Here is a 21,377-nt window from a genome sequence, read left to right as displayed (position 1 = left end):
TCATGGCTGCGACTTCGCTCCGCCGCCAGACTGGGGGCCCCCTTTTGCGTCCTTGCTCTGAGCGTCCGCGCCCTGCGGGGTCCTGGTTCGCTTGCGCGGGGCGAGATCGACTGACGGAGTCTGATCGGACCTGCCGATAAAGACCTTGGCGCCATCAGACAGATTGGCAAAGCCTGTCGTCACCACGCGATCGGAAGCCGACAGCCCGCTCGCGATCACGGCTTCGGTTTCGTTCTGCTGCGTCACCACGACGGGCTTCGCCGTGGCGACATTGTCCGGGCCGATGACGTAGCTGAAGGTCCCCGCCGGACCGCGCTGCACGGCGGATGTCGGCACCACCACCGCCTTCGCAAGCGTTTCCACCCTCAGCCGCACATTGACGAACTGGCCCGGCCAAAGCTGGAAGTTCGCGTTGGGAAATTCGGCCTTGAGCTTGAGCGTGCCGGTGGTCGGATCGACCTGGTTGTCGATGCCTTTCAGGGTGCCGCTGTCGATCACAGTAGTGCCGTCATTGCCGAACACGTCGACTGACAGCGCGCCCGTGGCGGAGGCGGCATTGACCCGCACGATCTGCTGCTGCGGCAGGCTGAACTGCACCGCGATCGGCTGCAGCTGGGTGATGATGACGAGACCGGTCACGTCGGAAGCCCTGATGATGTTGCCCTGGTCGACCTGCCGCAGCCCGGCGCGGCCCGACAATGGCGCGATGATCTTGGTATAGCCGAGTGTCGCCTGGGCGTTGTCGATCACGGCCTGATCGGCATTGACCAGCGCTTCCTGCTGCGCGACCACGGCGCGCTGGGTGTCGGCCTGCTGCTTGGATCCGGCGTTGGAGGCGGCCAACTGCTGATAGCGCGCGAGGTCGATGCGCATATTGGCGAGCTGCGCTTCATCCTGCGCCTTCTTGGCGACCGCCTGATCGTACTGCGCCTTGTAGATGACCGGATCGATCTCGCCGAGAACGTCGCCCTTCCTGACGTCCTGTCCCTCGACGAAATTGACTGCGATCAGCTTGCCGTCGACCTGCGCGCGCACGATGACATTGTTCAGCGCGCGGACCGAGCCTACCCCGTCGAGATAGACCGGCACGTCCTGAATGCGCGGGGTCGCCGCCAGCACCGGCACCGGCAGATCGCGCGGCAAGCCGCCGCGATTGTTGGCGGCCTGTTTCTGCTGCAGCGCTTTCCAGCCGATGTAGCCGAGGCCACCGAGGATCAAGAGCGTAATCGCAATCGACACGATGCGGCGGCCCGCGCTACGCGCGACACCCTTGCCGGCAGTCTTCGCGGCATCCAAATCCGGCTTAAAGAGCATCGACCGGCCTTTCCATCCTTGGCTCCCAGCCGCCCCCCAGCGCCTGATACAGGCTGACGATCGCCAGCATCCGGGCCAACTGGGCCTGCGACAGCGAATCTTCCGCCTGGAATAACGTCAATTGCGTATTTAACACAGTCACGATGTCCGCTGTGCCGGCCCGCAGCTGTTGCTCGGAAAGTTGAAAGGCCCGCCGCGAGGCCGCCAACACCTCGCGCTGCAGCCGCAGCTTCTCGGTGGTCTGCCGGATCGACACCAGCGCGTTGTCGACGTCGGCGAAAGCCGAGACCACCGTCTTGCGGTAAGCCTGCAGCAGTTCATCCTGCCTCGCCTTGGTGAGCTCGAAATTGCCGAGAATCTGTCCGCCGTCGAAGATCGGCTGCGTCAGGCTACCAACCACGTTGAAGAAGGCGGCATGGGGCTGGAACAGCGACACCAGCGACGAACTCTGATATCCGCCCGACCCCGTCAACTTGATGCTGGGAAAGAACTGCGCGCGCGCGTTACCGACATTGGCGGTGGCGGTGGCAAGCTGTGCTTCCTGACGCCTGATATCCGGCCGCTGCGTCAACAGTTCCGACGGCAGGCCCGGCGTCACCCGCGGCGACGCAATCCGGTTCAGCGAGCCGCCGGTGACGCGCACGCTTTCCGGCGGTCGCGCCACCAGCGTCGCCAGCGCATTGATGTTCAGCGCCAGCGTCTGGCGCAGCGGCGGCACCGCCGCGCGCTGGCTGGCGAGCACGCTTTCCTGCTGGGCGACGTCGAGATCGGTTCCGGTGCCGGCCTGCAGCCGCTGCTTGATGGCGTCGAGGATGCGCGAGGCGCTGGCGATATTGCGCTCGGCGGTGCGAAGCCGGTCCTGCGCCGAAAGCACCTGAAAATAGGCGTTGGCGACGCTGACGAGCGCGGTCAACGCCACCACGTCGCGATCGAAGCGGGTGGCGATCGCGGTTTCCTCCGCCGCCTGCGCGGCGTCGCGGTTCTTGCCCCAGAAATCGAATTCATAACTGGCGCTGAGCGAGGCCTGGTAATTGGTGGTCTCGCGCCCGCCGTTGGTCAGGCCGCTGGCGCTCGAGCCGGAGCTGCGGGCATAGGTCTGCTGCCCCGTGCCGCTGAGGCTCGGCAGCAGCGGCGCGCCGGCGATGCGCGCCTGCGCGTCCGCCTGGATGAAACGCGCGGTGGCCGCCGCGATATCCAGATTGACGGTCTGGGCTTCCTCCATCAGCGTGGTCAGCTCCGGCGAGCGGAAGCCGCGCCACCAGTCGAGCGTCGGCGGCGCGTCCGGATCGGCCGATCGCGCGGCCTTGTAGCCTTGCGGGATGTCCAGCGCCGGATCGGGCAGGTCCCTGGTGAGAATGCAGCCGGCTGAACTGACCACCATGCACAGCGCGGCAAGCCATTTCGCCGCGCGGTCGAGGCCAAAAATCGCGGCAGGGCCGTCCTTGCCAGCATCAGTGGGGCCCTGTCTCACGTCCGCCCTCCGCCGGGAGCATCGCCCGGCATCCGACGATTCGAGGAGCACCCGACCGACTCGCTGATGACATTGATGGCAACGGCCTGCGACCCGGTCACGACTGTGATGCTTCCTCTGGAACTCCGGTCGCCATACTAGCCGGGCGTTCCGGGGGCGGACAGTCCTGTTCCGCTCCGCATCGCGCATGCCCCGATCGCGGCCGGGACCGCGAACCGCCCAGTTTCCCTTATTCCACGGGGGTTTCTGGCGATCGGCGCGGTCTTTGGGCTGCAGCAATCTTACCAAGATTTCATGTGGTTTTCCCCATTCGGACGATTCGAGGCCGCCTCGCCCGCGCCACCCGGGCGCTGCTGAAACTTCGCGAGCCACTTGCCGTATCTCGCATGGCAACCAATGGGGGCTATCGAATGCGAGTCGCAGTGATCGGAACGGGAATTGCGGGCAATGCCGCAGCCTGGACCTTGTCGAAACGCTATCCGGTCACGGTCTACGATCGCGAAATCAGGCCCGGCGGACACAGCCACACCGTCACCATCGACTACGACGGGACACAGCTTGCGGTCGATACCGGCTTCATCGTCTACAACGAGCTCAACTATCCGGACCTCACCGCCCTGTTCGCCCATCTCGGCGTCGAGACCGTGGCAAGCTGCATGAGCTTTGCGGTCACCGCCGACGCCGGCCGCTTCGAATGGAAAGGCGGCGGCAACAACTGGGGCGAGACCGCGAGGGGATTGTTCGCGCAGCCGCGCAACCTGCTGTCGCCGTCCTATCTGTGGATGCTTCGCGACATCCTGACTTTCAACACCCAGAGCACTGAAGACTATAAAGCGGGCAGACTGGCCGGATTGACGCTCGGCGACTATTTCCGCCGCAACCACTTCGCGCCGCGCCTTCTGACCGATTATCTCGCGCCGATGGGCGCCGCGATCTGGTCGGCGCCGGCACGCGAAATGCTGGACTTCCCCGCCGAGAATTTCGTGGCGTTCTTCAACAATCATCGCCTGCTGCAATACGATCGCCCGGTCTGGCGCACGGTGAAAGGCGGCAGCCGGCGCTATGTCGAGAAGCTGACCTCGGCATACCGGGACCGGCTTCGGCTCGGCTGCGCCGTGACATCGATCGAGCGGACGCCGCATGGTGTCGTCGTCAGCGACAGTCACGGTGGAAGCGACCGGTACGATCATGTCGTGATTGCCGCGCACAGCGACCAGGCGCTGAACATGCTGTCCGACGCCGACGACGGCGAACGCAGCATTCTCAGCGCGATCCGCTACTCGCCCAATACCGTCTATCTGCATCGCGACACCCGACTGATGCCGATGCGCAAACGGGCCTGGGCGTCATGGAATTTCCTGCGCTGGCAGCGCGAAGGCACAGCCGCCAACGATGTCGCCGTGACCTACTGGATGAACCGGCTGCAGGGCATCGACGACGACAAGCCGCTGTTCATCAGCCTCAACCCGCCGTTCGCGCCCGCTCCGAAGCTGACCTTCGGCACGTACAGCTGCGAGCATCCGCAATATAATGCAGCTGCTTTTGCCGCCCAGAAACGGCTCGGCGAAATTCAGGGCCGGCGCCATACCTGGTTCTGCGGCGCCTGGACAGGTTATGGCTTCCACGAGGACGGATTACGCTCGGGGCTCGAGGTGGCGGAAGCGCTGGGCGCGATGGCGCCGTGGCGCGAGCCGCTGCCCGAACTGGCGGAAGCCGCGGAGTGACGATGAGCGAGCCGATCGCCAGAGCTGACGCGCCATCGGCCGATGCCCCGGCCGCACTGTACTTCGGCGATGTGATGCATGCGAGGCTGAAGCCGATGGGTCATCGCTTCAACTATCGCGTCATGAGTCTCCTGATCGATCTCGACCGGCTCGACGACGCCGACCGCCTGTCAGCCCTGTTCGGCGTCAATCGGGCCGCGCTCTACAGCTTCCATGAGGCCGACCACGGCAGGCGCGACGGGTCATCCCTGCGCAGCCACGCGCAAGCCTGCGCCGCCGGACGCGGTATCGATCTCACCGGCGGACGGGTGCGATTATTGTGCTATCCGCGGCTGCTCGGCTTCACCTTCAATCCGCTGTCGGTGTATTTCTGCTACTCGAAGGCCGGCGAGCTGGCGCTCCTGATCTACGAGGTCCGCAACACTTTCGGCGACATCCACGCTTACGTGCTTGCCGTGGAGCCCGGCGAGATCAACGCCGCCGGCATCCGGCAGTCGCAGGACAAGCTGTTTTACGTTTCCCCCTTCGTCGAGATGGCGATGCGCTATCATTTCCGCGTTTTGCCGCCGGGCGAGCGCGTCAAATTGCGGATTCTCGAGACCGACCGCGAAGGTCCCCTGCTCTCGGCGGCCTTCAGCGGCCGCCGCCGGGCGCTGACCACGCTGACGCTGTTGCGTTCGTTTGTCGCGCTGCCGCTCGTCACCTTGAAGATCGTCGCGGCAATCCATTGGGAAGCCTTGCGGCTTTGGCTCAAGGGTGCGCGCCTGATGCCGCGACCGAATGCTGCACCGGCGAACGCGGCGAACCGTCTTGGCGAGCGGCGAACGTAGCGACTATACTGCGCAAGCGTTATCTGCCGCCGGGCGGAAGCCCGGAGCGTGGGAAAGCGCTCTGGTCCAGTGACCTTGGGACGACTTGGCTGGACACAGAGCCGCATCAATCGATGGGCCTGGCGATGTCTGCGTTGATACCTGTTACTCCCGATAATCTGGAGACGGCGCTGGCCGATTTGCCCCGTCTGGTCCGGTTGGCCCTGGGCTTCGCCTCAAGGCTGAGACGCGGCACCCTCGACATCACGCTTCCCGACGGCCGCACGCTTCGGATGGGCGGCATGGAGCCGGGTCCGGCGGCAGCCATGACGTTGTACAATTACGGCTTCGCCTCGCGGCTGCTCAACGGCGGCGATATCGGGATCGCCGAAGCCTATCTGCAGGGGGAATGGGACACGCCCGATCTGACGCAGTTCCTTTATCTGTTCTGCGTCAATCACGATCTGATTCAGCAGATGCTCGGCGACAAGCCGCTGATGCGTTTTGTCCAGATCGCCAGGCACTGGCTCAACCGCAACACCAGGCGGCAGGCGCGCCGCAACATCTACGCGCATTACGATATCGGCAACGCGTTCTACTCGGCCTGGCTCGATCCGAGCATGACCTATTCCTCGGCGTTGTTCGAGGACGGCACCTCCGATCTGACGGCCGCGCAAAACAACAAATACCGCCGGCTCGCCGAGGCCATCGATCTGAAGCCCGGCCAGAGACTGCTGGAGATCGGCTGCGGCTGGGGCGGCTTTGCGGAATATGCCGCCAAGACCTACGGCGCCAAGGTGGTCGGGCTCACCATCAGCAAGGAGCAACGCGATTTCGCGGAAGCGCGCATTTTCAAGGCCGGCCTCAGCGACAAGGTCGAGATCCGGCTGCAAGACTATCGCGACGAGCGCGACCGCTACGACCGGATCGCCTCGATCGAGATGATCGAGGCGGTCGGCGAGCAGTTCTGGCCGAAATATTTTTCACAGTTGCGCGACCGGCTGCTGCCTGGCGGCCTCGCCGGCATACAGGCCATCACCATTCAGGACAGCCTGTTCCAGACCTATCGCCGCGAAGTCGACTTCATCCAGCGCTATGTTTTTCCGGGCGGCATGCTGCCCTCGCCGCAGGTGCTGAAATCGCTCGGCGAGCGGTTCGGCGTTCCCGTTATCCGCGAGCGCATTTTCGGGCAAGATTACGCCAAGACGCTCGCGATCTGGCGAAGCAATTTCCGCGCGGCCTGGCCGAATCTGATGCCTTCAGGATTCGACGACCGGTTCCGGCGGCTGTGGGAATACTATCTCGCTTATTGCGAGGCCGGTTTCCTGTCGGGAAATATCGACGTGCGCCAGGTGGTCTTCGCCAAATCGTCCTAGCGGGGAGCGTTGCAGCGTCGGCTTGTGCCCCTCGCGGCGGTCCTTTAGGGTCGCCTCCGGTGAGGAAACAACTGGCAATTCCCAAGACATGACAATCAACAACGACGTCGTTCAGGCGATCGGCAACACGCCGCTCATCAAGCTCAGGCACGCCTCCGAGGCGACCGGCTGCACCATTCTCGGCAAGGCCGAATTCATGAACCCCGGCCAGTCGGTGAAGGACCGCGCCGGCAAATGGATGATCCTGGAAGCCGAGAAGCGCGGCGACCTCAAGCCCGGCGGGCTGGTGGTGGAAGCGACCGCAGGCAATACCGGCATCGGGCTCGCGGTAGTGGCGAGCGCGCGCGGTTACCGGACGCTGATCGTGATTCCGGATACGCAGAGCCAGGAAAAGAAGGACATGCTGCGGCTTTGCGGCGCCGAACTGGTTGAGGTGCCGGCGCTGCCCTTTTCCAATCCGAACTGTTACCAGCATGTGGGCAAGCGGCTGGCCGCACAGCTTCGCAACACCGAACCGAACGGCGTGTTGTTCGGCGATCAATGGAACAACCTCGACAACGCCAAGGCGCATTACGAATCGACCGGCCCGGAAATCTGGCAGCAGACCGGCGGCAAGCTCGACGGCTTCATCTGCTCGGTCGGCACCGGCGGCACGCTTGCCGGCACCAGCCGGTATTTGAAGGAAAAGAACAAGGACATCACCATCGCCTGCGCCGACCCGCACGGTGCGGCAATGTATGAATTGTTCAAGAACGGCACCGCCAAATCGACGCCAGGCGGATCGATCTCCGAAGGCATCGGCCTTGGGCGCGTCACGCCCGTGATTGAAACCGCCAAAGTGGACACCGCCTTCCTCATTCCCGATGAAGAATGGGTTCCGGTGATCTACGACCTGCTCGAGCATGAGGGGCTGTGCCTCGGCGGCTCCACCGGCGTCAACGTTGCCGGCGCCATCCGCCTCGCCAGGCAGCTCGGACCCGGCAAGACCATCGTGACCATCCTCTGCGATTCCGGAAACCGCTATCAGTCGAAGCTGTTCAATCCAGAGTTCATGCGCTCGAAGAACCTTCCGGTGCCGGCATGGCTGGAGAAGCACAGCAAGATCGACGTACCGTTCGAGAAGGTATGACCCGGCGGCGAGACTAGTCCGGCCCGACTGCCGCGTCACCATGGCGGAGATGTCAAAATCCCCGCTTGCCGAACTCGGTTCCGGCCGCCCGCGCGATGCGTTCCGCCTTCACGGACGCGGCGTCCGTCCCTTGCGGCGGCCGATCCGGCTTTCCGCGCAACTCGGGAAACGGCACGCCTTCCTGCTCGCTGCTCGGCCAGCACAGCAGGGCCAGCATCAGCGCAACGTTGAACAGCGCGCCGACGACGGTCCCGTGCTGGTCCTGGCCCAGCGACCACGCGGGAACCTTGACCGCGACCAGCTTGTCGACGATCAGGATCGCGATCCATGTCGGGATCATGCAGACAGGATCCCAGCCGATGTCCCTGATCCGCATCGATTGCAGCGTGAAGCTCGCCCATACGAACGCGATGCCGACCGCGATGGTCGGCCAGCTCATCTGGCCGACGGATGGAAACATGCCCCTGGGGTTGGATCGAATGGCATAACCGGCAATGGCGAAACTGACAGCGGTCGACACGACCGCCAGGCCGATGATGCCGAGGCAATAATGCATCCGGCTGAGCCGGGCATTGAAACCGAACAGGTAACCCAACATTGGCACGTCCCTTTGCGCCAACTGGACACGAACTACTTTCCGCCCGGTAAACAGGCACTGCCGCCTACAACCTTTGGTTTCCGATCGCTTTCTGGGGCTGATAAATTCGGCTGCAATGCTCAGACAGCATCGAAGTTCGAACGAGCGAAGCGATATCCGCGAAGTTATTGCGAGGGGCGCCGAATATTCACCGCAAAATCTGGCTGAGGAACAGCTTCGTCCGCGCGTGCTGCGGGTTGGCGAAGAATCTCGCCGGCGTGTTGGACTCGATGATCTGCCCGGCGTCCATGAACACGATGCGGTTGGCGACTTCGCGGGCAAATCCCATCTCGTGGGTGACGACCAGCATGGTCATGCCCTCATTGGCGAGGTCGACCATGGTGTCGAGCACCTCCTTGACCATTTCGGGGTCGAGCGCCGAGGTCGGCTCGTCGAACAGCATGACCTTGGGGCTCATGGTCAAGGCGCGGGCGATGGCGACGCGCTGCTGCTGACCGCCGGACATCTGGCCCGGATATTTGTTGGCCTGGTGTGGAATCTTCACCCGCTCCAGATATTTCATCGCGGCGGCTTCGGCATCCATCTTCGGGATGTTGCGCACCCAGATCGGCGCCAGCGTGCAGTTCTCCAGCACGGTCAGATGCGGAAACAGATTGAAACTCTGGAACACCATGCCAACGTCGCGGCGGACCTCGTCGACCCGCTTCAGGTTCGGACCCAGTTCGATGCCGTCGACCACGATCGCGCCTTCCTGAAATTCCTCCAGCGCATTGATGCAGCGGATCAGCGTCGATTTGCCCGAGCCCGAGGGGCCGCAGATCACGATGCGCTCGCCCTTGGCGACCTCGAGATTGATGTCGCGCAGCACGTGAAAGTCGCCGTACCACTTGTTGAGGCCGTTGATGCTGACGATCGAATTCGCGGTCATGGTCATTTTGCTCAATTGCGCCGATGCGCGTTCACCCTGTTCTCGACGAACAGCGAATAGCGCGACATGCCAAAACAGAAGACGAAGTAGATCATTCCGGTGAAGGCAAACCCGGTAAACAGGGTTGTCGGCGTCGACCATACCGGATCGCTGAAGGAAGCCTGCAGACTGCCAAGCAGATCGAACAGCGCCACGATCGAGACCAGCGAGGTGTCCTTGAACAGGGCGATGAAACTGTTGACCAGACCGGGGATGACGTGACGCAGCGCCTGCGGCATCACGATCAGGCCGGTGGTCTTGGCCCAGGACAGGCCGAGCGCGCTCGCAGCCTCGCCCTGCCCGCGCGGGATCGCCTGCAATCCACCGCGAATGACTTCGGCCTGGTAGGCGCCAGCAAACAGCGCGATGCCGATCAGCGCGCGGACCAGACCGTCGACCGTGAAATTGCCCGGCAGGAACAAGGGCAGCATGTAGGTGGCGAAAAACAACACCGTGATCAGCGGCACGCCGCGCCAGAACTCGATGAACGCGATCGAAAAGACCCGGATCAGCGGAATCGTCGAGCGCCGCCCCAGCGCCAGCGCGATGCCGACCGGCATCGAGGTGACGATGCCGGTGACCGACACCACCAGCGTCACCAGAAGCCCACCCCACAGCCGCGTATCGACCACCGGCAGGCCGCCGCGGTCGAGGCCCAGGAGCGCGATGACGATGCCGATGCCGGCAAAGACCGCAAGGCTGTTGATGAGGGCCCGCCATCCGGTGCGGACACCGCCATTGAGCAGGAACAACAGAATCGAGACGATCGCGGCGGTGGCCACGAAATCGGCCCATAGCGGCCGCGGGAATATCTGAGTCTGGTCGCGAAGCCAGGTCAACGGCCAGATCAGCCACGAGACGACCGTGCCGAGCAGCATCAGCAGCTTTCCGAGCAGCCACAGCAGCGGGCCGATTACCGCGGTCGCCTCGCCCATGCCGACCAGCTTGCGGCCGCCCTCGCCGATGTTGTCGCCAAATCCCGCCAGCAATCCTGCCGTCCAGCTGACGCCCAGTCCCTTCAGGCCGCCGCCATGCAGCAGGAAAAAGGCAACAATCGGGAAAGCGACGAAGAACAGCCCGGCGTTGAGGCCTTTGGCCGGCAGCCGCGGAATCAGCAGCGGCAACAGCAACAGCGCCGCCAGGAAAAACGTCAGGTTCACCCGCCAACGTTCTGCTTCCGGATAGAAGCCGTAGATGAACTGGCTGAATTTGGCCTGGATGTAGGGCCAGCAGGCGCCGACCGTATGTCCGGCATTTTCCGCAAGGCAGGCGTTGCGGTCCTTGCCGGTCCAGACCGCATCGATCAGGAGAAACTTCACCGCCGGAACGATGGTGAACCAGAGCAGCAGCACGCCCGCAATGGTCAGGAGAACATTGGTCGGTGAATTGAACAGGCGCGTGCGCAGGAAACCGACAAAACCGGTGGTCTTGACCGGCGCAGGGCGCTCGGGGACGAGTTCCTGGCGAACGAACGGCGAAACGGAGATATCGCTCATGGGCCGGCACTCCGGCCGAGCCGCCAGCCGTAGAAGCTCATGATCGCGCTGGTGACCAGCGAGATCAGGAGATAGACGCCCATCGTGATCGAGATGATTTCGATCGCCTGCCCGGTCTGGCTCAGCGCCGTGCCGGCGAACACCGAAACCAGGTCGGGATAGCCGATCGCCACCGCCAGCGACGAGTTCTTGGTGAGATTGAGATACTGGTTGGTGAGCGGCGGCAGGATAACGCGCAACGCCTGCGGCACCACGATCAGCCGCAAGGTCGACCCGCGTGACAGACCAAGCGAAGCACCGGCCTCCATCTGCCCCTTGTGAACCGACAGGATGCCGGCGCGGACGATTTCGGCGATGAAGGCCGCCGTGTAGGTCGAGAGCGCCAGCGTCAGCGCGACGAATTCCGGAATGACGCGCGAGCCGCCGGCGAAATTGAAGCCCTTCAGCGCGGGGAATTCGAAGGTGACCGGCCTGCCGAACAACAGCGACGCCAGCATCGGCAGACCGATCAGCAATCCCAGCACATAAGGCCAGATCCTGATCAGTTTGCCGCTATCGAACAGTTGCTTGCGTGCGTACCACCGCAGGCCCAGCGCCGCCACGACCGCAATCAGGACGGCAATCGCAAACGGCTCCAGCCCCGGATCGGCTATCGGCTTCGGGATTACGAGCCCGCGGTTACTGAGAAAAGCGCTGTCGAGTATCGAGTAGCTCTGTCGCGGGTTGGGCAGCGTCGCCAGCACGGCCCGGTACCAGAACAGGATCTGGAACAAGAGCGGCAGGTTGCGCACCAACTCGACGTAACCACCTGAAATCCGCGACAACAGCCAGTTCGGCGACAGCCGGCCCAGCGCGATGATGAACCCGATGATGGTGGCGAAGAAGATGCCGATGACCGAGACGATCAGAGTGTTCAGCAGGCCGACAAAGAACACGCGGATATAGGAGTCGGAACCGGAATAGGGAATCAGGCTCTGGCTGACGTCGAAGCCCGCCGTATTCTCCAGAAAGCCGAGGCCGGATGTGATCCGCTGCGCCTGCAGATTGGCCCGCGCATTGGCGACGATTTCAAAGCCGATCCACAGCAGCGCAGCGACGAACAGGAGCTGAACGACAAATCCGTTCCACCCTGCCCGACCGCCGAGCGCGCGTTGCAGCCTGAAAAGAAACTGCGACGGAGGCGCTCGGGCTTCGATGGACATCGCCGTGCCGGTGGCTTGCGATCAGCGGATCGGCGGCGCGTACTGGATTCCGCCCTTGTTCCAGAGCTGGTTGAGTCCGCGGGCGATCCCGAGCTTGGAGCCGGCGCCGACGTTACGATCGAACGATTCGCCGTAATTACCCGTCGCCTTTACGATCCGCGTCACCCAATCCTTGGTGAGGCCAAGCTGTTCGCCGAGATTGCCGTCGGTGCCGAAAACCCGTTTGAATTCCGGCTTGTCCGATTTCGCCATTTCATCGACGTTCTTCTGGGTGACGCCCATTTCTTCGGCGGTCAGCATCGCGAACAGGGTCCACTTCACGATATCGAACCACTGGTCGTCGCCATGGCGGACCATCGGGCCGAGCGGCTCCTTGGAGATCACCTCCGGAAGCACGACGTGGTCGGCCGGATTGGCAAGCTTCAAACGCTGGGCATAAAGCTGCGACACGTCGGTGGTGAAGACGTCGCAGCGGCCGGATTCATAGGCCTTGACGGTCTCGTCGGCGGTGCCGAACGCGATCACCTCATACTTCATGTTGTTGCCCTTGAAGTAGTCGGCGAGGTTCTGCTCGGTGGTGGTGCCGGTCTGCACGCACACCGAGGCGCTGTTCAGTTCCAGCGCGGAGTTCACCTTCAGCGCTTTTTTGACCATGAATCCCTGGCCGTCATAATAGGTGACGCCGGTGAAGTTGGCGCCGAGCGAAGTATCGCGCGACACGGTCCAGGTGGTGTTGCGCGACAACACGTCGATTTCACCGGACTGCAGCGCCGTGAAGCGGTCCTTGGCGGACAGCGGCACGAACTTGATTTTGGTCGGATCGTTCAGGACCGCCGCGGCAATCGCGCGGCAGACATCGACGTCGAGGCCGGTCCAGTTGCCCTTGTCGTCGGGAGACGAGAAGCCCGGCAGGCCCTGGCTTACGCCGCAGGATAGCTGGCCCCGGTCCTTGACCGTCTTGAGCGTCTGCGCGGTGGCCGCCTGGCTCGAAAAACCGGCGGCGAGTGCGAGTGTAAAAACCAGTGATACGCGTTTCATGGCAAAGCCTTTCAAGGGTCGTCCGGAACGTTTGCTTATTCTCGCTCGTGCCGATGGGCCTACCCGGTGATCCACTTTTCCTGCCGTTCCTGCAAATCGCTCCTGCAAACGGCATGCCGTAACAGGCAGTTGGACGCAGAATCGGTCAAGCAATGGATCGACGATCGCGGCAGGCCCCTCAACGTGCAGCGACTGAATAGCTCGCCTGCATCACAGAACGACTGGCGAGCCGGGTCAAGGGGTTGACGGCCGTCTTCTGTGTCCTGTTATTAACAAACCCAGCCCGAACCCGCCGCCCGGCGGGGCTTTCGATGGTCGCGGCTGTGGCAAAAAATCTTTTGGTGGCAGCCGGCGCATGAGTTTTTCAGGGGATGACGGAGCAGCGAACCCGCACAAGGCAGAAACCCTGCTGGTGACGGCGGGCCGAGACACCAAGGCGCAAAAGGGATTCGTCAATCCGCCGGTGGTTCACGGCTCCACCGTGCTGTATCCGACCGCAGCGGACCTGCATGCCCATCGCGGCGAGTTTCAGTACGGCCGCAGGGGAACCCCGACCACCAAAGCGCTGCAGGAGGCGCTGATCGCGCTCGAAGGCCCGCAATGCGCCGGCGTCGGCATCGCGCCGTCGGGGCTGGCGGCAATCTCCACCACCCTGCTCGCCGTGCTGAAATCCGGCGATCATCTACTGGTCTGCGACAATGCCTATCGTCCCACCCGTAATTTCTGCAACGGCATGCTGGCCCGCTACGGCGTCGAGACCACCTATTTCGATCCCCTGACCGGCGGCGGCATCGCCGCCTTGTTCAAGCCTAACACCAGGGCGGTGGTGGTCGAGGCGCCCGGCTCGCAATCCTTCGAAATGCCCGACATTCCCGCGATCGCCTCGGTGGCGCATGCGCGCGGCGCGCTGGTCATCGACGACAACACCTGGGCGACGCCGCTGTATCACCGCTCGCTGGAGCTCGGCGTCGATATCAGCATGCAGGCGGCGACCAAATATATCGGTGGCCATTCCGACATCATGTTCGGCACGATTTCGGCCAATGCCGGGGCCTGGCCCCTGGTGGCCGAGGTGATCCAGTTGCTCGGCGTCTGCGCCGGACCGGACGACGTGTTCCTGGCGCTGCGGGGCCTGCGCACGCTTTCGGTACGGCTGGCGCAGCATCACAAGTCCGCGATCGAGATGGCGCGCTGGCTCGCCGGCCGGTCCGAAGTCATCAGCGTGCTGCATCCGGCGCTCGAAAGCCATCCGGGCCACGCGATATGGAAACGGGATTTCACCGGCGCGTCCGGCCTGTTCAGCGTCGTGCTGCAGCCGAAGCCGCAAGCCGCCGTCGATGCCCTGCTCGACACCGTGAGACTGTTCGGCATGGGCTATTCCTGGGGCGGCTTCGAGAGCCTCGTCATCCCCTTCGACTGCGCGCCCTACCGCACCGCCACCACTTGGGCGCCGGGCGGCCCCAGCCTGCGGCTGCATATCGGGCTGGAGAATGTCGAGGATCTGAAAGCCGATCTGGAGCGTGGCTTCGCCGCCTTCAACGCCGCGTAGGGCCGAAGCCCTGATCAGCGGACATGTGCTGGATATGATTGTAGGTCAGTTTCTTGCCCACCGCGGTGCCATGCTGCAGCGCGAGTATGGACGCCAGCGGTATTTCGGCTTCTGGAAACGCAAACAGACGGGTATCCTCAACTCGATAGACTTACTGATGTTGGTATGGCCGTCACAGGAAGTCGGAAATGGCCGAACAGGAAATTCGCTTCGAGGACGGCGCCGGCTATGAGCAAATGATGGGAATTTGGAGCCGGCTCGCCGGCGACATCTTCCTCGATTGGCTGGTTCCGCCCCCAGGCTTGAGATGGATCGACGTCGGCTGCGGCAACGGAGCCTTCACCGAGTTGCTGATCGAGCGATGCGCCCCAGCGGAGGTGCAAGGGATTGATCCGTCCGAAGGGCAACTCGCCTTTGCACGCACCAGAGCCGCGGCGCGCTTGGCAAAGTTCTCCCAGGGCGACGCCATGGCACTTCCCTTTCCCGATGACAGGTTCGATGCAGCCGTCATGGCGCTGGTCCTTGTGTTCGTTCCCGATCCCGCCAAAGGCGTCGACGAGATGGTCCGGGTGGTTGGCCCGGGCGGCACAGTGGCGACCTACATGTGGGACATGTTGGATGGCGGATTCCCCCTAGATCCAATCCTGCTCGAGATGCGTGCGATGGGCCTTGCGCCCCCGCGGCCACCGCAGATGGGTGCGTCTCGAATGGAAGCACTGCGAGACTTGTGGACCGGCGCCGGTCTTGAGGCGGTGGAGACTCGGAAGATCGCAATAAACCGGACTTTCGCTGATTTTGACGATTTCTGGATGACCAAGCTGAAGGCTCCTTCGATCGGCCCCACAGTCGCCGCGATGGAATCCGCAGACGTCGAGACGCTCAAGAGACGGGTATGCGCGCGCCTACCCGCAGATGCTGGGGGGCGCATCACCTATGGCGCACGCGCGCACGCGATAAAGGGTTACAAGCCAAAGTAACCGAAGCAGTTCTGGGGCATTTCGGGACGTCGACGCGCGCGCGCGAGGTCCGCCTTGCTTCGTTGAACTGACATCTGCAGCTCGACAAGTCACTTCCGTAACGTGGCAGTCCCGGTCGCCGACCGGTTCAGTCATTCCCGTCCGTTAATGACCGCAGGGCTGACCCTATGCTTTGACGTCGACCAGGGCCTCCTGCTCGGCCTGCCGCTGAACCTCGATGACGGCTTGCACATCGCTGTTGATGACGGTCGCCGGCGCCTTCGCAGTCTCGTCGATGACAAGCTGGACTTTGGCCTGCGTCACCGCTGCAGGCACGGGATAAATGACCATAGAGCCCTCCCCTACACCTCCAAGTTGTCAGGGAGCCGTTTACGGTCTGTAAAAGGTTTGGGTTAATGACGATTCTTTAACCAGTCGCCCGAGCGCATTTTCGCGGACTCCGTTCGTTCTCCGTGAACAGAAGGAGTCCACGGGACCGCGCGGCGGCTCTCGAAAGCCGGTCGGCAGGCGCGATTCCAGGCGCATTTCCACAGCCAATCGCAAATAAAACGATTGATCCGCGGGTATTTAGCGATAGCCTGAGGTTTCGATTCAATTCCTGACGAGCAGACGAGCATGGGAAGCGTGGTTCTTCTCGACCTGATGGGCGGCGTGGCGTTGCTGCTGTGGGGCCTGCATATGGTCCACAGCGGCATTCTGCGCGCCTTCGGTCCCAATCTGCGTCAGCTGCTGGCCAGGGCGCTGCGCAACCGCTTCACCGCTTTCGCCGCCGGCATCGGCCTCACGGCGCTGCTGCAAAGCAGCACCGCGACCGCCCTGATTACGAGTTCCTTCACCGCCGAAGGCCTGGTCGGCCTGGTGCCTGCGCTCGCGATCATGCTCGGCGCCAATGTCGGCACCACGCTGATCGTGCAGATCCTGTCGTTCAACATCGCCGCGGTGGCACCGGTTCTCTTCATCATCGGCCTGGTCGCGTTCCGCAGCGGCGCGCGCTCCCGCATCAAGGATGTCGGCCGCGTCTCTATCGGCCTCGGCCTGATGCTGCTGGCGCTGCATATCCTGCTCGACACGCTGGCGCCGGCGGAAAACGCGCCCGGCATGCGCGTCTTCATGAACGCCATTACCGGCGACCCCGTGCTCTGCATTCTAATCGGCGCCATCGTCACCTGGGCGGTACATTCCAGCGTCGCCAGCGTCCTGCTGATCATGTCGCTGGCCTATGCACAGTTCATTTCGCCCGCGGCGTCGCTGGCGCTGGTGCTGGGCGCCAATCTCGGCAGCGCGATCAATCCGGTTTTCGAAGGCGCGCACCGCGACAACCCCGCGAGCTACCGGCTCCCGGTCGGCAATCTCATCAACCGGCTGGTTGGCGTGCTGCTGGTGGCGCCGTTCCTGCGTCCGATCACCGAAATCCTGCAGGCGTGGCAGCCCGACCTCGCCAGGCTGACGGCCGGATTCCATATCGCCTTCAACGTGGCGACTGCGGTCATCTTCATCGGCCTGCTCGACGGCATGGCGAGGCTCCTGAACAAGCTGCTCCCCGACCGGATCCGGCAGACCGACCCGTCGGGGCCGCGCTATCTCGACGAGAGCGCGCTGGAGACGCCTTCGCTCGCGCTGGCGGACGCCGCGCGCGAGACCCTGCACATGGGCGATCTGGTCGAGGTCATGCTGCGCAAGGTGATGGCCGCGATGATGACCAACGATCGCGCGCTGGTCGACGAAGTGTCCCGGATGGACAACAGCGTCGACAATCTCGACGAGGCGATCAAGCTTTACGTGACCAAGCTCACGCGCGGCAGTCTCGACGAGCGCGAGGGGCAGCGGGCGATGGAGATCATTTCCTTCGCCATCAATCTCGAGCACATGGGCGACATCATCGACAAGAACCTGAGCGAACTCGCGACCAAGAAGATCAAGCGCAGGTTCCAGTTTTCGCCCGAAGGCGCCGAGGAACTGTCGGCCTTCCACAAGCGGACCACGGATTCGCTGCGGATCGCGTTCGGCGTGTTCATGTCGGGCGACGTTAATGAAGCGCGCAAGCTGCTCGCGGAGAAATCGAATCTGCGCAATGTCGAGCTGGCCGCCACCGAACGTCATCTCGACCGGCTGCGCGAAGGCCGGCCCGAGAGCATCGAAACCACGTCGCTGCATCTCGACGTGCTGCGCGATCTTCGGCGCATCCACTCGCATATCTGTTCAGTAGCCTACCCCGTGCTCGATGCCGCCGGCGAGTTGCCCATCCGCCAGCGCGCGGAACCCGATCCGGCCTCGCTGCCCTCACCCGCAGCGCATCCCTCCTTGCCGCGGTAGCCGGTATTACTGGTACGCCGCGACGATGTCGGACACCGCCCGCTCGAGCTGTTTTGCAGTAGCGCACTGGCGCACCACGCTGCAGAAGGAGGCATAGCGCGGCATCTCGGAGTCGCCCCAGCCCCAGGCCATCCGCCCCTCCGGGTTGAGCCAGACCAGCCGCTTGGCCCGTTCCGAAATGGTGCGAAGGATGTCGGCGCGCGGATCGAGATTGTTGGTGCGGGCGTCGCCGAGCACGATCACCGTCGTCTTCGGCGTCACCGTCCGCATGAAATCCTTTTCGAAATCCCTGAACGAGCCGCCATAGTCGGAGGAGCCGAATCCGACCTTCGACATGATCTCGCTCATCGCCTCCTCCGGCGTCTTGGTGTCGAGGATGTCGCTGACCTCGATGAGGTGGCCGGAGAACGCAAACGAGCGCACGTCGTCCACCACCTCGTGCAGGCTGTGGATCAGCAGCAGGAAGAAGTCGGACACCTGCGCCACCGACCCGGAAACGTCGCAGATCGCCACGATCTTCGGCCGGTCGCGGTGGCGGCGTTTCCAGGAGGTGAGGAACGGGACGCCCCCCCAGGCGGCGTTGCGTCGCAGCGTCTTTCGGGTGTCGAGATGCCCGCGCCGCTGCCGCTTTCGCGGCTTGCTGTAACGCTCGCGCAGCCGCCGCGCGATGGCGCGAATCAGGGCCTTCATCTGCTCGACCTGCCGGCGCTCGAGCCAGGCCAACGGCGCGTTGCGCAGGATTTCATTGCGCAGGTTCTCGGTCTCTTCGCGTCCATAGAGCATGAGCGCCTGATTGACGACCTCCCGCACGTTCTCGCGCAGCCCCTGCAGCGCCGCCGCCAGCCGCTCGGCTTCCGCCGGATTGGCTGATGTCAGCGCGTCGAGGTCGTCGCGCAGCCGTTCAATGCCGAGTTGCTCGAGAATCCGGGTCGAGAAGATGCCGCGCTGGGTGAAATAGCGGATGTCGGACAACGAGGCGGCATTGGCGGCGGCGGCCATGGCGGCCGCGATCGCGTTGCGATCCCGCGACATCAGCATCTGCGCCAACTCGCCGAGCTCCGGCGCCGGCGCGCCCGGACCGCCTGGCTCGTTCTCGTTTGCCGCCGAGCCCGCAGCTTTGTGCTCGTCGGCATCCTCCGGCGCGGCCTGCTCCGGCACCTCGGGCTGGCTGAAGAAAAGATCGAAACACGCGGCCAGCGCCTGCTTTTCATCCTGGCTCTTGGCCAGCGTCAGCAGCAGCGTGTCACGCAGAATGCCGCGGTCGCCAAATCCGACATCGGCCACCGCCTTCATCGCATCGATGCTTTCCGCGGGCGATACCCGAACGCCGGCTCCGCGAGCCGCCCGGAAGAAACGATGCAGTTCCTCGCGCATCAGCCGAACACGCCCTGCCGGCCGGCCTTGGCGACGAAACTCGCCACCTGGGGCAGCGTGGTCTCGATGTCGGCCTCGTATTTCAGGAGCACGTTGAGGGTGTCCTTGACGGTCTCATGATCCAGTTCCGACGCTTGCAGCAGCACCAGCACGCGCGCCCAGTCGATGGTTTCGCTGACCGAGGGCAGCTTCTTCAGATCCAGCGCGCGGACCTGGTTGATGAAGCCGACGATCTGCCGGCGCAGGGTTTCCGAGATGCCGGGGACGCGGCTTTCGACGATGCGCTCCTCCAGCCGCTGCTCGGGAAAACCGATATGCAGATGCAGGCAGCGGCGCTTGAGCGCGTCGGAAAGGTCGCGCTCACCATTTGAGGTCAGGATCACCGTCGGCTTTACGACCGCCGCGACGGTGCCGAGTTCGGGAATACTGACCTGATAGTCGCTGAGAATTTCGAGCAGCAGGGATTCGAATTCAGCATCCGACTTGTCGATCTCGTCGACAAGCAGCACGCAGCCCTTGGCTTGCTCCAGCGCCTGCAGCAATGGACGCGGCTCGACGAACTCCTTGGAGAAGAACACGTCGCCGAAATCGTGCAGCTTGCCGAGCGCTGCCGCCAGCGTATCGGCGCCGCCGAGCACTTCGCCGAGCTTGTCCTTCAGGATCTGGGTGTAGAGCAGCTGCTTGGCGTATTTCCATTCATACAGCGCCTTGGCCTCGTCGAGCCCTTCGTAGCACTGCATGCGGATCATCTTGAGCCCCCGCCATGCCGCAAGCGCCTTCGCCAGCTCGGTCTTGCCGACGCCGGCCGGTCCCTCCACCAGGATCGGTTTCTCGATGCGCTCGGCCAGGTAGACCGCGGTCGCGATCTGCTTGCTGGCGATATAGCCCGCCGACGCCAGTCCACGGGTGACGGCTTCGATCGAGTCCGCCGGCAGATGGTTGTTCATTATTGTCTCTCGCTTCCTATGGAATTTCCAAGCCTGATCTGGCGCACCTTGCGCGGCTCGCGCGCGACCGAGGCCAACAGATCGAACGCGGCAAGTGCGCCCTCGATCGCTTCGTCTTGCCGTCGACCCTGCGCCAACAGTTCACGGATCTCGCCGACGATGTCGCGGGCCAGGAGCCGCACGCCGATGATCCGCGCCGGCGCCTCCTGGCCTTTGCCGTCGAGGGCTTCCACCGCGAGCCGGCTCGCCGCGTGAACCAGCGACACCAGGCCCGCGACACGGCCGAGCCGCAAGGCATTGTCTTCGGTGCGCTCGATCTGGGCGGCGGTCTTCTCCAGCAGCCAGCTCAAGAGCCCGGAAACGTTGGCGGTGCCGACGGTATCCTCGACATCGCGAAACGGCAATGCCATCGCCGGATAGGCATCATCCATCTTGCCGATCTGCGCCGTCGCCGGCACCTCGCAGCCGTCGAGCTCCAGTTCGCAATGCGAGGCCGGCGCCAACGTATCCAGCGCCGCCATCGGCTCGACGCTGAGGCCGGCGGTCCCTTTCGGGACCAGGAACAACCCGTATCGCTTGCGTCCATCCTCGATCGCGGTCACGGCCAGCACCAGAAACAGATCCGCGACCGGGCCATTGGTGACCCAGGCCTTGCCGCCGCTAAGAACAAATCCCGCGCCGCGGGATTTTGCCGTCGTCTTCAGAAGCTTCGGATGCGCGCCGGCGCCAGGCTCGGAGATCGCGATCGCCGTGCAGGCCTCGCCGGCCGCAATGCGCGGCAGCCACGCGGCGCGCTGATCGCCATCGGCAAAACCCGCAATGAAAAATCGGGCCGTCATCTGCCGCGCAGCGAACGCGCTCGCGAGGCCCAACAGTCCGGTTTTCGCGGCAATGGCCTGCTCGGCGGCTGCGATCGCGCGGTAGCTGTCGAGCGCTGCGCCCGCGCCGGGAAGGCCGATCTGGAACAGGCCCGCTTGCGCCATCGCTCCGAACGGGTCGGTCAGGACGTTGCGCCCGGCGCTTTCCCACCAGCGATCGACGCGGCGAGCGATTTCGAGACTCGAATTCTGCGGCATCTCATCAACGACCCGGA

18 protein-coding genes are annotated in these 21,377 nt (G+C 63.8%); 7 read left to right on the top strand and 11 right to left on the bottom strand.

Annotated elements, in window-relative coordinates; genetic code table 11:
* Window positions 1-1,314 (bottom strand): efflux RND transporter periplasmic adaptor subunit, encoded by a 1,314-nt coding sequence (locus KMZ68_RS13500; protein ID WP_215611805.1) that lies wholly within the window; start codon window positions 1,312-1,314, stop codon window positions 1-3.
* The gene (locus KMZ68_RS13495) at window positions 1,304-2,695 is read right to left on the bottom strand and encodes an efflux transporter outer membrane subunit (RefSeq protein ID WP_215616325.1); all 1,392 of its coding nucleotides are present in this window, start codon (window positions 2,693-2,695) and stop codon (window positions 1,304-1,306) included. Before KMZ68_RS13495 ends, KMZ68_RS13500 begins: the two co-directional genes overlap by 11 nt.
* A 500-nt stretch (window positions 2,696-3,195) precedes the next feature.
* On the opposite strand from KMZ68_RS13495, the gene KMZ68_RS13490 reads away from it, so the two are divergent.
* The 4 genes from KMZ68_RS13490 to KMZ68_RS13475 all read left to right on the top strand — a co-directional run bounded on the left by KMZ68_RS13490 (window position 3,196) and on the right by KMZ68_RS13475 (window position 7,823).
* A complete protein-coding gene (locus KMZ68_RS13490) occupies window positions 3,196-4,509 on the top strand; it encodes an NAD(P)/FAD-dependent oxidoreductase (RefSeq protein WP_215611804.1) in 1,314 nt (437 codons plus the stop codon).
* Window positions 4,510-4,511: 2 nt separating this feature from the next.
* A complete protein-coding gene (locus tag KMZ68_RS13485) occupies window positions 4,512-5,339 on the top strand; it encodes a DUF1365 domain-containing protein (protein ID WP_215611803.1) in 828 nt (275 codons plus the stop codon).
* A gap of 125 nt (window positions 5,340-5,464) precedes the next feature.
* The gene (locus tag KMZ68_RS13480) at window positions 5,465-6,694 is read left to right on the top strand and encodes an SAM-dependent methyltransferase (RefSeq protein ID WP_215616324.1); all 1,230 of its coding nucleotides are present in this window, start codon (window positions 5,465-5,467) and stop codon (window positions 6,692-6,694) included.
* Between the two features lie 88 nt (window positions 6,695-6,782).
* A complete protein-coding gene (locus KMZ68_RS13475) occupies window positions 6,783-7,823 on the top strand; it encodes a cysteine synthase A (RefSeq protein WP_215611802.1) in 1,041 nt (346 codons plus the stop codon).
* 52 nt (window positions 7,824-7,875) lie between these two features.
* Here KMZ68_RS13475 and KMZ68_RS13470 read toward each other — a convergent pair whose 3' ends face one another.
* The 5 genes from KMZ68_RS13470 to KMZ68_RS13450 all read right to left on the bottom strand — a co-directional run bounded on the left by KMZ68_RS13470 (window position 7,876) and on the right by KMZ68_RS13450 (window position 13,124).
* Window positions 7,876-8,421, bottom strand: coding sequence for a DUF805 domain-containing protein (locus KMZ68_RS13470; protein ID WP_215611801.1), 546 nt, complete (start codon window positions 8,419-8,421; stop codon window positions 7,876-7,878).
* Between the two features lie 187 nt (window positions 8,422-8,608).
* Complete coding sequence (locus tag KMZ68_RS13465; RefSeq protein ID WP_305853262.1) at window positions 8,609-9,349, bottom strand: amino acid ABC transporter ATP-binding protein; 741 nt, start codon at window positions 9,347-9,349, stop codon at window positions 8,609-8,611.
* A gap of 11 nt (window positions 9,350-9,360) precedes the next feature.
* Window positions 9,361-10,884, bottom strand: a complete 1,524-nt coding sequence (locus KMZ68_RS13460; protein WP_215611800.1) for an amino acid ABC transporter permease — start codon at window positions 10,882-10,884, stop codon at window positions 9,361-9,363.
* A complete protein-coding gene (locus KMZ68_RS13455; RefSeq protein ID WP_215611799.1) occupies window positions 10,881-12,086 on the bottom strand; it encodes an amino acid ABC transporter permease in 1,206 nt (401 codons plus the stop codon). The genes KMZ68_RS13460 and KMZ68_RS13455 overlap by 4 nt, the downstream gene beginning before the upstream one ends.
* 21 nt (window positions 12,087-12,107) lie before the next feature.
* Window positions 12,108-13,124, bottom strand: a complete 1,017-nt coding sequence (locus tag KMZ68_RS13450; protein ID WP_215611798.1) for an amino acid ABC transporter substrate-binding protein — start codon at window positions 13,122-13,124, stop codon at window positions 12,108-12,110.
* A gap of 355 nt (window positions 13,125-13,479) precedes the next feature.
* On the opposite strand from KMZ68_RS13450, the gene metC reads away from it, so the two are divergent.
* Both metC and KMZ68_RS13440 read left to right on the top strand, forming a co-directional pair.
* Window positions 13,480-14,673, top strand: coding sequence for a cystathionine beta-lyase (gene metC / locus KMZ68_RS13445; protein ID WP_215611797.1), 1,194 nt, complete (start codon window positions 13,480-13,482; stop codon window positions 14,671-14,673).
* 188 nt (window positions 14,674-14,861) lie between these two features.
* Window positions 14,862-15,650: a class I SAM-dependent methyltransferase gene (locus tag KMZ68_RS13440; RefSeq protein ID WP_215611796.1), complete on the top strand. Its 789-nt coding sequence runs from the start codon at window positions 14,862-14,864 to the stop codon at window positions 15,648-15,650.
* Between the two features lie 165 nt (window positions 15,651-15,815).
* Here KMZ68_RS13440 and KMZ68_RS13435 read toward each other — a convergent pair whose 3' ends face one another.
* The gene (locus KMZ68_RS13435; RefSeq protein WP_215611795.1) at window positions 15,816-15,980 is read right to left on the bottom strand and encodes a hypothetical protein; all 165 of its coding nucleotides are present in this window, start codon (window positions 15,978-15,980) and stop codon (window positions 15,816-15,818) included.
* 285 nt (window positions 15,981-16,265) lie between these two features.
* Here KMZ68_RS13435 and KMZ68_RS13430 point away from each other — a divergent pair, with 285 nt between their 5' ends.
* Window positions 16,266-17,963, top strand: coding sequence for a Na/Pi cotransporter family protein (locus tag KMZ68_RS13430; RefSeq protein ID WP_215611794.1), 1,698 nt, complete (start codon window positions 16,266-16,268; stop codon window positions 17,961-17,963).
* Window positions 17,964-17,969: 6 nt separating this feature from the next.
* Here KMZ68_RS13430 and KMZ68_RS13425 read toward each other — a convergent pair whose 3' ends face one another.
* From KMZ68_RS13425 to KMZ68_RS13415, 3 genes are read right to left on the bottom strand one after another with little or no spacing between them, the layout of a single operon-like run.
* Window positions 17,970-19,337, bottom strand: coding sequence for a vWA domain-containing protein (locus tag KMZ68_RS13425; protein ID WP_215611793.1), 1,368 nt, complete (start codon window positions 19,335-19,337; stop codon window positions 17,970-17,972).
* Window positions 19,337-20,284: an AAA family ATPase gene (locus tag KMZ68_RS13420; RefSeq protein WP_215611792.1), complete on the bottom strand. Its 948-nt coding sequence runs from the start codon at window positions 20,282-20,284 to the stop codon at window positions 19,337-19,339. The genes KMZ68_RS13425 and KMZ68_RS13420 overlap by 1 nt, the downstream gene beginning before the upstream one ends.
* A complete protein-coding gene (locus tag KMZ68_RS13415) occupies window positions 20,284-21,360 on the bottom strand; it encodes an acyl-CoA dehydrogenase family protein (protein ID WP_215611791.1) in 1,077 nt (358 codons plus the stop codon). The genes KMZ68_RS13420 and KMZ68_RS13415 overlap by 1 nt, the downstream gene beginning before the upstream one ends.
* Window positions 21,361-21,377: the final 17 nt, after the last annotated feature.

The sequence above is a fragment of the Bradyrhizobium sediminis genome (assembly GCF_018736105.1).
In the GTDB taxonomy this organism is placed as follows: domain Bacteria; phylum Pseudomonadota; class Alphaproteobacteria; order Rhizobiales; family Xanthobacteraceae; genus Bradyrhizobium.
Note: the sequence above shows the minus strand (reverse complement) of the source record. Positions and strands in the feature narration are given on the sequence as shown.